Source organism: Fictibacillus sp. B-59209 (genome assembly GCF_036216745.1).
GTDB classification, from domain to species: Bacteria; Bacillota; Bacilli; order Bacillales; family Fictibacillaceae; genus Fictibacillus_C; species Fictibacillus_C marinisediminis.
In genome coordinates, this window is the sequence record NZ_JARMMC010000014.1 from 327699 (window position 1) to 341987 (window position 14289).

General features: G+C 42.4%; 16 protein-coding genes. 14 read left to right on the forward strand and 2 right to left on the reverse strand.

Annotated features, from left to right (window positions below):
* Positions 1-196: 196 nt before the first annotated feature.
* Positions 197-445, reverse strand: a complete 249-nt coding sequence (locus tag P4361_RS10815) for a ferredoxin (protein ID WP_062235300.1) — start codon at positions 443-445, stop codon at positions 197-199.
* Between the two features lie 248 nt (positions 446-693).
* Here P4361_RS10815 and P4361_RS10820 point away from each other — a divergent pair, with 248 nt between their 5' ends.
* From P4361_RS10820 to P4361_RS10840, 5 genes are all read left to right on the forward strand, one after another.
* Entirely contained in the window at positions 694-1767 is a 1074-nt protein-coding gene (locus P4361_RS10820; protein WP_328089384.1) for a helix-turn-helix domain-containing protein, read from the forward strand.
* Complete coding sequence (locus P4361_RS10825; RefSeq protein WP_328089385.1) at positions 1733-3304, forward strand: ATP-dependent DNA helicase RecQ; 1572 nt, start codon at positions 1733-1735, stop codon at positions 3302-3304. The genes P4361_RS10820 and P4361_RS10825 overlap by 35 nt, the downstream gene beginning before the upstream one ends.
* Positions 3243-3872 carry a CPBP family intramembrane glutamic endopeptidase gene (locus P4361_RS10830; RefSeq protein WP_328089386.1) on the forward strand — a complete coding sequence of 210 codons (630 nt, stop codon included), beginning with the start codon at positions 3243-3245 and terminating at the stop codon, positions 3870-3872. Before P4361_RS10825 ends, P4361_RS10830 begins: the two co-directional genes overlap by 62 nt.
* Positions 3856-4140 carry a hypothetical protein gene (locus P4361_RS10835; protein WP_053358023.1) on the forward strand — a complete coding sequence of 95 codons (285 nt, stop codon included), beginning with the start codon at positions 3856-3858 and terminating at the stop codon, positions 4138-4140. The genes P4361_RS10830 and P4361_RS10835 overlap by 17 nt, the downstream gene beginning before the upstream one ends.
* A 153-nt stretch (positions 4141-4293) precedes the next feature.
* Entirely contained in the window at positions 4294-4746 is a 453-nt protein-coding gene (locus tag P4361_RS10840) for a DUF2663 family protein (RefSeq protein ID WP_328089387.1), read from the forward strand.
* 4 nt (positions 4747-4750) lie between these two features.
* Here the strand turns inward: P4361_RS10840 and P4361_RS10845 are convergent, their stop codons facing one another.
* Complete coding sequence (locus P4361_RS10845) at positions 4751-4969, reverse strand: hypothetical protein (protein WP_053358025.1); 219 nt, start codon at positions 4967-4969, stop codon at positions 4751-4753.
* A gap of 136 nt (positions 4970-5105) precedes the next feature.
* On the opposite strand from P4361_RS10845, the gene P4361_RS10850 reads away from it, so the two are divergent.
* The 9 genes from P4361_RS10850 (at position 5106) to sleB (ending at position 14281) form a co-directional block, all read left to right on the forward strand.
* Positions 5106-5738: a CBS domain-containing protein gene (locus tag P4361_RS10850; protein WP_053358026.1), complete on the forward strand. Its 633-nt coding sequence runs from the start codon at positions 5106-5108 to the stop codon at positions 5736-5738.
* A gap of 213 nt (positions 5739-5951) precedes the next feature.
* Positions 5952-6890: a MerR family transcriptional regulator gene (locus P4361_RS10855; protein WP_328089388.1), complete on the forward strand. Its 939-nt coding sequence runs from the start codon at positions 5952-5954 to the stop codon at positions 6888-6890.
* A gap of 89 nt (positions 6891-6979) precedes the next feature.
* Positions 6980-7570, forward strand: coding sequence for a genetic competence negative regulator (locus P4361_RS10860; protein ID WP_053358028.1), 591 nt, complete (start codon positions 6980-6982; stop codon positions 7568-7570).
* Between the two features lie 165 nt (positions 7571-7735).
* Complete coding sequence (locus P4361_RS10865) at positions 7736-8653, forward strand: D-alanine--D-alanine ligase family protein (protein ID WP_062235317.1); 918 nt, start codon at positions 7736-7738, stop codon at positions 8651-8653.
* A gap of 189 nt (positions 8654-8842) precedes the next feature.
* Positions 8843-10123 (forward strand): Glu/Leu/Phe/Val dehydrogenase, encoded by a 1281-nt coding sequence (locus P4361_RS10870; protein ID WP_328089389.1) that lies wholly within the window; start codon positions 8843-8845, stop codon positions 10121-10123.
* 150 nt (positions 10124-10273) lie between these two features.
* A complete protein-coding gene (locus P4361_RS10875; protein WP_328089391.1) occupies positions 10274-11254 on the forward strand; it encodes a YpdA family putative bacillithiol disulfide reductase in 981 nt (326 codons plus the stop codon).
* A 96-nt stretch (positions 11255-11350) separates the two neighbouring features.
* Entirely contained in the window at positions 11351-12316 is a 966-nt protein-coding gene (locus P4361_RS10880) for an asparaginase (protein ID WP_053358032.1), read from the forward strand.
* A 96-nt stretch (positions 12317-12412) separates the two neighbouring features.
* Positions 12413-13093, forward strand: coding sequence for a glutamic-type intramembrane protease PrsW (prsW, locus tag P4361_RS10885; RefSeq protein WP_053358033.1), 681 nt, complete (start codon positions 12413-12415; stop codon positions 13091-13093).
* 357 nt (positions 13094-13450) lie between these two features.
* Positions 13451-14281 carry a spore cortex-lytic enzyme gene (gene sleB, locus P4361_RS10890; protein WP_231689294.1) on the forward strand — a complete coding sequence of 277 codons (831 nt, stop codon included), beginning with the start codon at positions 13451-13453 and terminating at the stop codon, positions 14279-14281.
* Positions 14282-14289: the final 8 nt, after the last annotated feature.

The window sequence follows — 14289 nt, forward strand, 5'->3', positions numbered from 1 at the left end:
CAGGGCTATTTAGAGTACAAACGAAATTTGAGAGAAAAACTAAAACGAAATAAAGAAGAAAAAGGGGAGAACTTTAGAGAAGGACGGTGAAATCGTTTACGCAAAATTTATAATTGACAATGGTTATCATTTAATTTTAAATGAAAGAGAAAATAAAAACCCTCCAGCATCAGCATGAAGGGCTTTGTATTTTCTTCTATTCGAATTTCAATGCATCGCCGTCAAACGGTTCGTCTGCCACTTTAATAGAATCTGTTGGGCAGCCTTCGAAAGCATCCTGCATATCGTCGATCAATACATCTGGAATTTCAACAATTCCTTGGTTTTCATCGAGAGTAACAAAGGCGATGCCTTCATCATCATAATCATAAATATCGGGCGCAGCAGCTCCGCAAGCTCCGCAGGCAATGCAAGTGTCTTTGTCTACAATTGTGTACTTTGGCATATTTATAACCTCCTAATCATGGTAATGCAATAAAACACGAATACATTCAAAATGTTATACTTCAATATATGTGTGCTATTCATATTGTAATTTATTAGCTACCAATAATTCAATAGAAAAAATAATGGTTTATGTCACAACTCCCTTAACTTCATGTTTCCCCTGGTTTTTCTCCGCTAAACGAATTCTGCTTCTTTATTAGTTTACAGAGGCGTGTTAGGCTAAAGATTATTTAAGTGTGGTGATGGATGATGAATACACGAGATGGCATACTCCTCTATTGTTTGAAACAATTTAACGGTGAACGAAGTCTGTCAGGAATCTTGCATTTGGTAAAAGGGAAGAAAACCTCGCAGACACTTTCTGACGGACACCTTTTTAATCTCTCTTTTTTATTTGGGGTCTTGCCGAGCCTCGAACGTGAAGAGTTTGAAAAAACGATCAGCCATCTCATTGAGCGCAGTTTGGCCAAAAGGCTGGAAGACCGGTATATCATTACAGAAGAAGGGAATGAACAATTAGCCAAGCTTCTGAAGGATCGTCCGTATCTATTCGCCTTTAACGGTCTTCGCTACAGAAACGCAGAACTTCCATTTTACAGGCTTCTTGCTCTATACATACAAGCAGTATCTCACAGTACCCGAAACAATTATGATTTTCTGCCGGTTTCAAGAGACCCGGTGACGCTTTATCTTGTGAAAAGAATATTTCCGAAGCAGAACGAGAGGCAGGCGGAGGCGGATCAGTTATACAGAGAATTTGTTTCACTCCTCGGTGAACTGCCCGGCCGCCATGCAGAGATATTTGTATTAAAATTAAGCAGGTACGGAAGAACAGGTCTCACGAATAACCAAGCGGCTAGTGTATTAGGGCTGCCTGTAGAGGATACTGAGCTTATTTTCCGTTCTGTGCTCCACTATCTTCTCATGAATGCAGAAGAAGGGCAAAAATTTTACCCCGTATTGAACAAACTCGTAAACTGTCTGGAAATAAACGATCCTCTCACAGTATCCGCTCAAAAGACGTGGAGATTGCTGAGATCTGGAAATAGCATGGAACAGATCATCATGATCAGAAAGATGAAAAAAAGCACAATTGAAGACCACTTAGTAGAGATTGCGATCCACTATCCCAACTTTTCGGTCGAACCTTACGTAACCGAACAGGAACAAGAAAAGATAATAGCTGCCTTTGAAAAGCTGCAGACTAAAAAACTAAAACGCATAAAAGAAAGCCTCGGAGATGACATCTCTTACTTTAAAATACGTCTCGTACTAGGAAGGGCAGGTGATCGAATTGGAGCTGGAAGCCCTGTTAAGTAAAAAATTCGGATATGATGAATTCCGCACTGGACAGAAGGAAGTGATCGAAGACATTCTGATGGGAAATGACGTACTGGCCATGATGCCTACTGGTAAAGGAAAATCATTATGCTATCAGCTTCCAGGCAACATTCTTTCCGGCTCAATCATCATTGTCTCACCTCTTCTTTCACTGATGGAAGACCAGGTGGAACAGCTTAAGCGTTCTGGGGAAAAAAGAGCGGTGGCTTTAAACAGTTTTATGGATTTTGAAGAAAAAAGAAGAGTGCTTCACAGGCTCTCTTCTTATAAATTTATATACGTTTCTCCTGAAATACTTGAAAATGAATTTGTACTCAACGAACTGAAAAAAATCTCCGTCTCTCTGTTCGTTGTTGATGAGGCGCATTGTATATCCCAATGGGGCCATGAATTTCGGACCAGTTATCTAAAACTGGCGTCGTTCCGAAGCAATATTGGGAATCCCCCTTGTCTTGCTCTGACAGCGACCGCTACACCGGAAGTCAGAGATGATATCACAGCAAAGCTTAAAATGAAAAGCTGTACGATGCATGTTTATCGTGTGGACCGGCCGAACATTACGTTAACAGTAGAGCACTGCACGGAGCATCTGGATAAACTGAATCGTGCCATTGAACTCGCTTCCTCATTAAATGGACCTGGAATTCTTTATGCCTCGACAAGATCATGGGCTGAAAACCTTGCAGAAAATCTGAGAGAAAAAGGGATGAATCGTGTAGCTGCCTACCATGGGGGGCTTGAAAATGAGGATCGGCTGTTGATCCAAAAACAGTTTCTAAATGATGAACTTGATATCATTTGCTGTACGAATGCTTTCGGCATGGGCATCAACAAACCAAACATCCGGTTTGTTGTCCATTTTCATATGCCTTCTGCCATGGAGTCTTATGTCCAGGAAATCGGCCGGGCGGGAAGAGACGGCAAAGAGAGTCTCGCTGTTTTGTTATATTGCAGAGGGGATGAAGAAATTCCGGGGATGTTTATTGACCATGAGTTTCCAGATGAGGGACAAGTACTCCATTGTGCTTCACTTCCTGCGGTTGACCGCGTTTCATTTTCGGGTATGCTGGAAAGGTTTGAGATGAGTGACAGCGCAAGAAGATTTTTGCTTTATCAGTTTGAAAAAGAGGGTTACTTTTTAAACGAAGGAAATGTGCTGCAGGATGAAGCCAAGGAACGTATTCTTCAAAAAATGAAAAACAGAAAAGCTCTGAAACGCAAAAAAATAGAAGAAATGGTAGAATGGACAAGAGGAGATTTTTGCAAACGAGAAAAGATTGCACACATCTTTCATGATGAGATGGGGGAACGCCCGGATAATTGCTGCAGCCACTGCAAGGCAGATATCGGACATTTCATCCAAAAGGAAACTCGTACAAATCCTCAGCCTGCTGCAGCTGTGAATTGGCAAAATGAGCTGCAACTAATTTTTAATCAGGAAAGTGATGATCATCATGAAGAATTGGGATCAAGCACAGCTGATCCGGCAAATGAGCGACCGAGAATTACGCACTAATATATATATTTCCCAATTTCTATTCTTTGCTGCCGGAACAGCCATCATGTGGTTTGCGGGCTTTGATCTGAACAAGTTCCGATGGGAAAGCTTTAATATCATAGTTTTGGGAGCAGGAACCGCATTAGCGGTAGTCATTATTAACCTCCTTCTGCATAAATGGATGCCGAAACGTTACTTGGATGACGGAGGGATCAATGAGCGCATCTTCCGCTCGGTTCCGGTCTGGCATATTGCTGTACTAACAGCTGTCATTTCGTTTTCAGAAGAGTGGCTCTTTCGGGGTGCTGTACAGCCCTTGCTCGGCTTGGGCTTAACAAGTATACTTTTTGCAGTCCTCCATGTACGATATATAAAAAAGCCTGTACTTTTCAGTGCAGCGGTTCTACTTAGCTTTCTTCTCGGATATTTATACCAATACACTGAGATTCTGCTTGTTCCGATGACCGCTCATTTTTTTATCGATTTTTTTCTTGGGCTGCTGATTTCCAAAGGATGGCTCACGACCCATCCTAAATCTTATCCAATAGAGGACAACGGAGGTGGTACTCATGAAGAACATGAGTGAACAATCTGAACTAATAAACGATCGTCCGCTGCCTTCGAGGAAGGAATTTCATAAAAGAAAAACGGAACAGATAAGAAAAGAAAATGCAGTGGAACCTGAAAGTTCTTCAGAAGAGAAAAAAAAGAACCGGCTGCCGCTGGCCCAATCTCTGCTTGTTATTTTCTTGCTCCTCGTTGTTTTTATCCTTACATATAACTATTGGTTTCCGAGAGTAACGGATCCGTTAAAAGGAAATGACGATGTGCAGAAGGTGAAAATAGAATCATGAAGTAGTAAAAGGATGCTGATGCAAAATTCGTCAGCATCCTTTTTTTATAACAAAGCCCATTAAAAAGGCCTCTGGAGAACGAGATCAAAAACGGGAAGCCATTGGGAATGATTTAATCTTATTTTGCATACGTTGAAGCAGGAGGGGGCTTATATGAACGCAATCAACTACTGGAAGGTCGAGCCTTTTATCTCAGAAATCTGCAAAGTGGTGCTTCAGACGCTGATTGAAAAGAAAGAACAGAAAGACCAGTATGATAGACAGATGAAATGGTGGGCGTTTTATAGTTCGCTCATGGGCTGCCTGGCGTTGATCTACTTGTATGGTTTTAAGTTAACCCATGCTGAAAGTGTACGGGCGGCGTTGTTTTCACTCGCAGGTGACAGGATGATCTGGTTTATCGGGATTTATTTTCTAGTGGCAGGGGTTCAGTGGAAACGGCTCAAAAAGAAATGTGCAAAAGCGGATGATGAATATGAAAGCATCAGGAAAGAGATTATTGAACGCGGAGACGATTTATGGCCAAGGCCTGAAATGTGGAAGAACAGGCATCAGGTATTGGAGTATGTTAAATCTGAGTACAACATAAATCTGTATCATAAATGAAGAGCTAGATCGCGCTGGGGCATCCGAAAAAGAAGTGATCAGCGATGGAATGTTTCTCTGAATTAATGACTACAAAATGGTCATCCATCGTCTCGATGCGCCCGAAAGCTATAGTTCTATGGGAATTCGGACAATAGACTTCAACTGGGAGTCCAAGTTTTTCGTTATATCTCAGATCTTTATTTAACACGAGAGATTTTGTCTTGATTTTTAATAAAGTCATGATGTTCCTCTCCATTCTTTTTTAAGTTTTTCACTGGTTAATTCAATGATAAGTCAATTTTACAGTATTTTCAATAAAAGATTTTAAATATTCTTAAAATTTAAAACGAGTGGCTGCGGGGAGGAAGTGAAAGGGTATGTTTGTAAAAAGCAATATGATCCCACTGCGTAAGACACATTTTGTAAAGGAAAAAGATTCTGTAAAACAAGTGCTTGATCTTCTGCAAAAGTATGATATTGACGGAGTTCCGGTCGTCTCTGATAACAGGTTTAAAGGGATTCTTACACGGCATTCCATCTATGAAGCTTTTTTTGCGAGCGGCAAGACAAAGGAGCAGTTTTTAGCAAAAACAAAAGCCGGCGATATTGCCTGCTGCAGAAACCTGACCATCAGTGAAGATGAAATGTTTGAAAGGACCCTGCTGATGGTAAAAGATATGCCGATCGTTGCCGTAACTGACAAACATAATCAATTGCTTGGCGTCGTTACCCGGTATGATGTGCTGGAGCAGTTTCAAAGCGCGTTCGGCATGAAAAAGCCCGGGATTAGAATATCCTTCGCTTCCCTTGAAACGGAAGGGAGGATTGCCCGATTGTCTGAGATTACAAAGCAATTTCACGAGAATATTATCTCACTGACTACATTTGATGAAACGGATCAGCTCGTAAGACGGATGGTAATGAAAGTGGAAAAAACACCAAATCTTGAAAAGTTTGTGGAAAAGCTCAGCCAGTCTGGATTCAGAATTTTAAGCATACATGAGGATTGATCCGGCCAGCCCTGTATACCGGGGCTGTCCTTTTTATCAATTTTCAGTTAAAATGTGTTTTACAAAAAGTTATTAACGGGGATTAACATCATACTCCCTTTCTTTTTAGTTCTATGCATGTACGAGTATATTTGTGAGGCGTTGTACAAATTTTACACAAGGTAAGCAGTCCGCTATACTTATAGGTATAATCAGCTATTGGAGGATATAGAAATGGCTTCACAGGAAGGGAAATACAATATTAAAGCCGTTTCAAAAATGCTTGGAATCCAGGCGGGAACATTAAGAGCCTGGGAGCGGAGATATTCCATCATCCAGCCCAAGCGCAATGAAGCTGGCCACAGGCTATATACGGATGAACACATCTATATCATTAAATGGCTCATGAATAAAATTAATCACGGTTTCACCATTAGCCAGGCTGTAGATCTGCTTGAACATCATGAAAATAACATCGATCAGTTCGTCGTCGAGAACAGCAGCCAGAAGGATAGGGCTGTCCAACTGGCGGACGAGCTGCTGTCAGCACTCCTTTCTTTCAATGAAAACAAAGCCAAGGAAGTTTTGGACCGTGCATTCAGCCTGTTTACCATAGAAAAAGTAACGATTGATATACTAGGCTCTTTACTCGTAAAAATCGGCCATATGTGGGAGAACCATAAAATTACGGTTGCCCATGAGCATTATTCGACCTCTTTTTTGAAGGCGAAGATCGGGAACATACTCTATCATCTTCCTGTCGACGGTTACTTGCCAAAAGTAATGGCGGTTTGCGGATTAAAAGAGACCCATGAATTAGGTTTACTGATCTTCACACTGTACTTGAGGCAAAAAGGGTTTGAAGTCATCTATCTCGGTGAAGGAATCCCTCCCGAGGATCTCAATGTTGTCATTAAAGAAATCGACCCTAAATTGTTAGTTGTTTCCTGTACGATGGAACAACATACTTCTCAGACCCTGAAATGGCTTGAAAAGGTGGATAAAGAGTATCCAAACCTTCAAATCGGCTTAGGAGGACTGGGAATTGAATATTTATCCAATGATATAAAAACCAAATTTAAAGACATCATAATAGGGAACACCAAAACAGATTGGGAACAATGGATTCATAAAAAATTAAAACAAGAAAAGCGACCGGCTCTTGATCATTAAAGTGTGGTAAGAGAAGTTTAGCACCAACTTCCTTCTCACTCATATAGTGTATTAAAGAGTTGCGGAATCGATCGTAAGGGGGACCAGAAATGCGGGTAGAGCGATTAACTTATAACAAGATCAAGATCTTCCTAACGTTTGATGATTTAAAAGAACGCGGAATCTCCAAAGATGAAATATGGCAGGATATTCCTAAAGTTCACCAACTATTCAGAGATATGATGACCGAAGCAGACGACGAAGTGGGATTCAAAGCAGACGGACCGATTGCTGTTGAAGTTTTTGCTTTACCGGCGCAAGGAATGGTGGTCATTGTGACAAAAGGTCATAACGAGTATGAACTCGAAGATGAATATGATGAAGACTATATTGAAATGCAAGTAACCTTGGATGAAAGTGACGAAATCTTCTATGAATTTTCTTCCTTTGAAGATGTCATATCATTGGCAAAACGCCTTGGTCAGCTCAGCATTGACGGTGGAACACTCTATTCATTTGAAAACTGTTTCTATCTGAAGTTTGAAGAACAGGATCTTCCCGATATTGAACTGGATACACTCATTGCATTATTAGCTGAATTTGGCAGTTCTTCTACCATTACGAGCTACAGAGTGATCGAATACGGCAAAGCCTTGATGGAAAGCAATGCAATTTCCCAAATCAATTCTTATTTTAATTAAACTCCCGAAAATCCGGGAGTTTTTTATTTGAAAAAAACACATAAGCCATTACATCAACCTGCAAACATGGTATGATATATGGGATTTCCTTATAGAAAAGCTCACAAAAAGTGGCAGGGAATATAATGAACTACATATATTTTTGGGGTGGGAGTGATTACACACATGAAAATTGCAGTTTTATACGGAGGAGTATCCGCTGAGCGCGAGGTATCCTTATCTAGTGGAAAACAGATTATGAACGCTTTGGAAGCGAAAGGGCATGAAGTAATCGGAGTGGACTTTCATCCTGATCGACTGGAAGAAATCATTCAGCTGAATGCAGATATCGTATTCATCGGATTGCATGGAAAATACGGTGAGGACGGCAAGCTGCAAAGCTTGCTTGATATGCTGAAGATTCCTTATGTTGGTTCTGGTGTTCTTGCATCGGCACTGGCAATGGATAAAGCCCGTTCCAAACAGTTTTTTAAAAATGCTGGAATCAGAACAGCTAAAGAGGTTGTTTTGGAGAAAAAGCTCTACCGCGAGGATAAACTCGATGTTCCTTTCGGATTTCCACTTGTCGTCAAACCGAATCATGAGGGATCTACGATCGGATTGACCATCGCAAAAAACAAAGATGAAATGCTGAAAGGCATCGCATCAGCCCTTTTGCATGATCATACAGTAATGGTTGAAGAATTTGTATCCGGCAAAGAAGTGACAGTGGCGGTTATGGGGGAAAAAGGAAGTGTCAATGCTCTCCCTGTCGTTGAGATTGTCCCAAAAAATGAATATTACGATTATGAATCCAAGTATGCGGAAGGCGGAAGTGTTCATTATGTACCGGCACGCCTTGATGAAAAAACCACATCATTGCTTCAGAAACAAGCCGTTTTGGCTCATGAGGTATTGGGGTGTGAAGTTTATTCCAGAGTTGATTTCATTATTCCGAGCGACGGAAGTGAACCTGTCATTCTTGAAGTCAATACGCTGCCGGGAATGACACCAACCAGCTTATTCCCGGACGCGGCGAAAGAAGTAGGTCTTTCTTACCCTGATATGATCGAGAAGCTCATTCAGCTTTCGCTTCAAAAATAAACGGCCGCCCTCCCTTCAAGTCTAGGGGGGGCTTCATCATGCCGGTCGTCTGATAGTAAAAAAGTACCGAAAGCGCTTACCTTTTTCACGATTATCTTGAAAATCCCCTTCTCATAGGACTAACAAAGGTGTATACTGTCTCTGAAGATTGACTAAACTTTAGAGGTGACAATAATGGGAGGTAACCAAATGACTGCCCAAAACGCAGCAGATCACAAATCTGATAACCATGAAAATAATAACGTGCTAACCGCAACACAATCAGTGATTGGGGAAGCACTTGATAAATTAGGGTACCCTGAAGAAGTATATGAACTTCTCAAAGAACCGATCCGGATGCTGACTGTCCGCATCCCGGTAAAAATGGATGATGGCTCTACTAAAATATTTACGGGATACCGTTCCCAGCATAATGACGCAGTCGGCCCGACTAAAGGGGGAGTCCGCTTTCACCCGAGTGTAACAGAGACAGAAGTGAAAGCACTTTCGATTTGGATGAGCTTAAAAGCAGGAATTGTGGATCTTCCATACGGCGGAGGTAAAGGGGGAATCATTTGTGATCCCCGCAACATGTCGTTCCGTGAACTGGAGCGTCTAAGCCGCGGTTATGTACGTGCGATCAGCCAGCTTGTTGGTCCAACAAAGGACATTCCGGCACCAGACGTGTTTACCAACTCTCAAATCATGGCCTGGATGATGGATGAATACAGCCGGATCAGAGAATTCGACTCACCTGGCTTCATCACAGGCAAGCCGCTTGTTCTAGGCGGTTCACACGGCCGTGAAACAGCTACAGCAAAAGGGGTAACGATCTGCATTCGTGAAGCAGCTGCAAAACGCGGGTTTGAAATTGAGGGTGCAAGAGTCGTTATCCAGGGATTCGGAAACGCAGGCAGCTTCTTAGCGAAGTTTATGCATGATTCAGGCGCAAAAGTCATTGGGATCTCTGATGCTTATGGTGCACTCCACGATCCAGAAGGCCTTGATATTGACTATCTCTTGGAAAGGCGCGACAGCTTTGGTACGGTTACTAAATTATTCAAAGATACCATATCCAACAAAGAGCTTTTAGAACTGGATTGCGATATTCTTGTTCCTGCAGCGATTGAAAATCAGATTACAGCAGAAAATGCCAATAATATTAAAGCTTCCATCGTAGTCGAAGCAGCCAATGGCCCTACAACACTTGAAGGAACAAAGATTTTAACAGAACGCGGCATCCTTCTTGTACCGGACGTACTGGCAAGTGCCGGCGGTGTAACGGTTTCCTATTTCGAGTGGGTACAGAACAACCAGGGATATTATTGGACAGAAGAAGAAGTAGAAGAGAAGCTTGAAACTGTAATGGTGAAATCTTTTAATAACGTTTACACAACGGCCATGAACCGTAAAGTAAACATGCGCCTCGCAGCCTATATGGTAGGCGTGCGCAAGATGGCTGAAGCCTCCCGTTTCAGAGGATGGATTTAATCTTTTGCAAATGCCAGCAGAATCCCCTATCATTAATTGATAGGGGTTTTTTATGGTTTAAGGGATAAATCATTTTTATTAATGAAAGGCTATGTGTGAGCCTATATAAAAAGAGCAAGCTATAGATTTGTGAATCAGGAGAGTGGAGAAATGAAGTACGATGTTTGTATTATCGGCGGGGGGCCGTGCGGCTTATCCGCAGCCATCGCTGTGAAGGAAAAAGGGCTTTCCTATGTGGTGATCGAGAAGGGGAATATCGTGGAGTCAATCTATAACTACCCGACTCACCAAACGTTTTTCAGCACTAGTGAAAAACTTGAAATTGGTGATGTACCTTTTGTCAATGAGGAAAGAAAACCGAGAAGAATCCACGCACTGACTTACTATCGCGAGGTGGCCAAACGGAAAGAACTGAACATCCGCACGTTTGAGAAAGTAACTGCTGTACAAAAAGGGGACAGTACAACTTATCATGTCCAGACAGAAACGGCTAAGGGTGACTCCAATGTATACGAGGCGAAGGCTGTTATAATTGCGACAGGATACTATGATAATCCGACCTATATGAACATACAAGGTGAGGAGCAGCAGCATGTTTTTCATTATTTTAAGGAAGGTCATCCTTATTATGATAAAGACGTGACGGTGATCGGCGGAAAAAACTCTGCGGTCGATACAGCGCTTGAACTTCAAAAAGCCGGTGCGAGGGTGACGGTTCTCTACCGGGGTGAAGATTATTCGAAGAGTGTAAAACCATGGGTATTGCCTGAGTTTGTATCGCATGTAAACAGCGGCAAGATCGCCATGCACTTTCAGTCGAACGTTCTTGAAATCGGAAAAAATACAGTAACCTTTGATAAAAACGGAGAAAAAGAAACGGTCAAGGCAGATTTTGTGTTTGCCATGACAGGATATCATCCGGATCACGGGTTCCTTGAAAAAATCGGTATCCATATTGACCATGAAACAGGCCGGCCCGCCCACAATCCTGAGACGATGGAAACGAATGTGGAAAATGTGTTCATCTGCGGTGTCATTGCTGCAGGCAACAATGCTAATGAGATCTTTATTGAGAATGGAAGGTTCCATGGCGGACTGATCGCCGATACGTTATCGGCATCTCATAAATAAATAAAAACAGGGGCTGCTTTTATTTATGTAAGCCGATTAATTGGTGGGTTTTTGCGGTGAAAAGCATGTGTTATGATACTTAAGAGGTGTTTACATATGAAAAAAGTAGCGTTGATAACTACTGGCGGAACCATTGCCAGCAAGCCGAATGAAACGTCAGGCCTTCTATCTTCAGGCGCTCTGACGGGGGAAGAGCTGGCGGCAATGATTGAGCTGCCAAACGATATTGAAGTTAGTATTTTTTCACTGTTTCAGGTCCCGAGTATGCATATGACGTTTGAACATCTTAACGTGCTTAAGGAAGCCATTGAAAACCTTTTTAAGGATTCAGATTATGATGGTGTAGTCATTACCCATGGAACAGACAGTATTGAAGAAACCGCTTATTTTCTTGATCTGACCATCGCAGATCCGAGGACAGTAGTCGTTACGGGTTCACAGCGTTCACCCGGAGAAATCGGCAGTGACTCTTATACGAATATGAGGCACGCCATCTATACTGCATGTGACCCTGATTTAAAAGGTTCGGGAACAGTAGTTGTATTTAACGAGAGAATTTTTACGGCCAGGTATGTAAAAAAAGTCCATGCATCCAACCTGCAGGGCTTTAATTCTTTTGGTTTTGGGTACTTAGGAATTATCGATAACGATAAGGTCGTAGCCTACCAAAAGCCGATCGGAAGGGAATATTATACTGTAGAAAAAGCAGTGCCTCCCGTTGATATCATCAAATGTTATATTGGCGCAGACGGCAAATTTATTAAAGCGGCCATCGAAAGCGGCGTTCAGGGCATTGTTCTAGAAGGGGCAGGCAGAGGGCAGGTAGCTCCGCTGATGATGAATTCCATTATTGAAGCAGTTGATGCTGGCATAAAGGTCGTCATTACGACCAGTTCTGAGGAGGGCCAAGTATATCCGACTTATGATTATCTTGGAAGTACGTTTGATCTTGCTGAACACGGGGTTATCCTTGGAAAAGACTATGACAGCAAGAAAGCAAGGATTCGTCTGGCTGTGCTCCTGGCTGCAGGTGAGGGAGATCGCATCCAAAATATTTTCTAGGAAGATGTTACAATTTTTTCATAAACATCAGCTAGGGTTTCCATTCTGGGTGTTCCATGATACCATTGTAAAAAAACAGCTGAAAAGAGGGCTGCTATGTTAGGAATTGTTTCGGCAGGGGTCGCTCCTGCTGTCGCCCTGCTTGCTTTCTTTTATTTAAAAGATAAATATGAAACCGAGCCTGTTTCCATGGTCATTCGATTATATATTTTTGGAGCTTTGCTTGTTTTTCCGATTATGGTCATCCAATTTGGATTTAAAGAGGAAATGATGGTTTCTTCTTTTACAGAAGGCTTTTTTCTTTCTGCTCTGCTCGAAGAGTTTCTGAAGTGGTTTCTTGTTTTCTATTGCGCTTATCAGCATGCCGAATTTAATGAGCCTTATGACGGTATCGTTTATGCCGTGGCCTTATCCCTTGGGTTCGCTTCAATGGAGAACATTTTTTACCTGTACGTGCATGGGGTTAACGAAGCGATGGGCAGAGCTTTAATGCCGGTTTCCAGCCATGCTCTTTTCGGAGTCATCAGTGGATATTACTTTGGGAAGGCCAAGTTTTCATCCGGTTCCCGGAAAAAGGTGTTTTTAAGTCTTTCGATCATAATTCCGTTCGGACTGCATGGAATCTATAACTGGATTCTGCTTGTTTTTGAAAAAGACTTTCTCATCGCCATGCTGCCTTTCATGCTGTTCTTATGGTGGCTGGGACTAAAAAAAGTGAAGCTCGCAAATGCCCATAAAACAGCCTGGCTGACACGGCAGAAAAATGTAGGATCCTAACCCGGAGATAAAAATCTCCGGGTTTTTTTATGTCTAATTCTTGTCTAGCTACAGCGTCCAAGGACGAAATAGCTATTTCGTCATAGGTCCTCGGAGAACGAAAATAGAGTACTGTTTTCGTCTTTGGTCGCTCGCTCTTACACCTCAACACAAAAAACGTGTTGCTGTGTAAGACCTCCAGCGCTTGTCGGACTTAAGCAGGACGCTTGCGCTTTTCTTGTACAATACGTTGCATAAAATGCTGAGATTTACAAAAGCTACTTTTATCATACAAAGCTGAGAATATTTCACAGGAGGCACTTTCTCATGAAAAAACCAATGCGTTACATAAAAAGGACGCTGTTTTTTTTAGTTGCTATGTCATGTATTATGGCCGGATACACTCCGGAGACCACTCATGCCTTTACGCCCCAAGTCATCCAAAAAGGTGCCACGGGTGAAGACGTAGTGGAGCTGCAGTCAAGGCTGCAATATATCGGATATTACAATGGCCCCATAGATGGTGTCTTCAGCTGGAGAACCTATTGGGCTCTGCGCAATTTCCAGTATGAGAACGGGTTAAAGATTGATGGGCTCGCTGGGTTTACAACAAAGAAGAAGCTGGCGGACCAGACAAAATTCAATTATGGATGGGTTCATAAGCAGATCCGCAAAGGCAATAAGTTTACCACTTATGGCGGCGTTCCAAAAGAAAAACAAGTCAAGCAGGGAGGCGGGAAGAAGGCAGCCCAGCCTGCAAGACCAGGAAAAAAAGCTGCACCCGCAAAGCCAGGTAACAATCCGGCTGCTAAGGTAAGCAAGCCGAGACCAGGCAAAAACATCCCGGATGGCTATTCTCAGAATGATATTAATTTGATGGCAAACGCCGTTTACGGTGAGTCCCGCGGAGAACCTTATATCGGCCAGGTTGCTGTAGCAGCTGTCATCATCAACCGGGTGGAAAGTCCGGAGTTTCCTAATACCGTATCCGGCGTCATTTTTGAACCAGGTGCGTTCACAGCCGTTGCAGACGGACAGATTTACCTGACGCCGAATCAGAAAGCGAAAAAAGCTGTGATGGATGCTCTGAACGGATGGGATCCGACAGGAGAAGCGCTTTATTATTTCAATCCGGATACAGCGACATCCGGATGGATCTGGACAAGGCCTCAAATCAAAAAAATTGGTAAGCACATCTATACCAAATAACGGAGGTG

What these genes read in the sequence shown, in the direction of transcription:
- P4361_RS10835 (WP_053358023.1), top strand. Translation starts at nt 3,856, where the DNA reads ATGAAGAACATGAGTGAACAATCTGAACTAATAAACGATCGTCCGCTG.
- P4361_RS10880 (WP_053358032.1), top strand. Translation starts at nt 11,351, where the DNA reads ATGAAAAAAGTAGCGTTGATAACTACTGGCGGAACCATTGCCAGCAAG.
- P4361_RS10815 (WP_062235300.1), bottom strand. Translation starts at nt 445, where the DNA reads ATGCCAAAGTACACAATTGTAGACAAAGACACTTGCATTGCCTGCGGA.
- prsW (WP_053358033.1), top strand. Translation starts at nt 12,413, where the DNA reads ATGTTAGGAATTGTTTCGGCAGGGGTCGCTCCTGCTGTCGCCCTGCTT.
- P4361_RS10860 (WP_053358028.1), top strand. Translation starts at nt 6,980, where the DNA reads ATGCGGGTAGAGCGATTAACTTATAACAAGATCAAGATCTTCCTAACG.
- P4361_RS10870 (WP_328089389.1), top strand. Translation starts at nt 8,843, where the DNA reads ATGACTGCCCAAAACGCAGCAGATCACAAATCTGATAACCATGAAAAT.
- sleB (WP_231689294.1), top strand. Translation starts at nt 13,451, where the DNA reads ATGTCATGTATTATGGCCGGATACACTCCGGAGACCACTCATGCCTTT.
- P4361_RS10840 (WP_328089387.1), top strand. Translation starts at nt 4,294, where the DNA reads ATGAACGCAATCAACTACTGGAAGGTCGAGCCTTTTATCTCAGAAATC.
- P4361_RS10820 (WP_328089384.1), top strand. Translation starts at nt 694, where the DNA reads ATGATGAATACACGAGATGGCATACTCCTCTATTGTTTGAAACAATTT.
- P4361_RS10830 (WP_328089386.1), top strand. Translation starts at nt 3,243, where the DNA reads ATGAAGAATTGGGATCAAGCACAGCTGATCCGGCAAATGAGCGACCGA.
- P4361_RS10875 (WP_328089391.1), top strand. Translation starts at nt 10,274, where the DNA reads ATGAAGTACGATGTTTGTATTATCGGCGGGGGGCCGTGCGGCTTATCC.
- P4361_RS10855 (WP_328089388.1), top strand. Translation starts at nt 5,952, where the DNA reads ATGGCTTCACAGGAAGGGAAATACAATATTAAAGCCGTTTCAAAAATG.
- P4361_RS10865 (WP_062235317.1), top strand. Translation starts at nt 7,736, where the DNA reads ATGAAAATTGCAGTTTTATACGGAGGAGTATCCGCTGAGCGCGAGGTA.
- P4361_RS10845 (WP_053358025.1), bottom strand. Translation starts at nt 4,969, where the DNA reads ATGACTTTATTAAAAATCAAGACAAAATCTCTCGTGTTAAATAAAGAT.
- P4361_RS10850 (WP_053358026.1), top strand. Translation starts at nt 5,106, where the DNA reads ATGTTTGTAAAAAGCAATATGATCCCACTGCGTAAGACACATTTTGTA.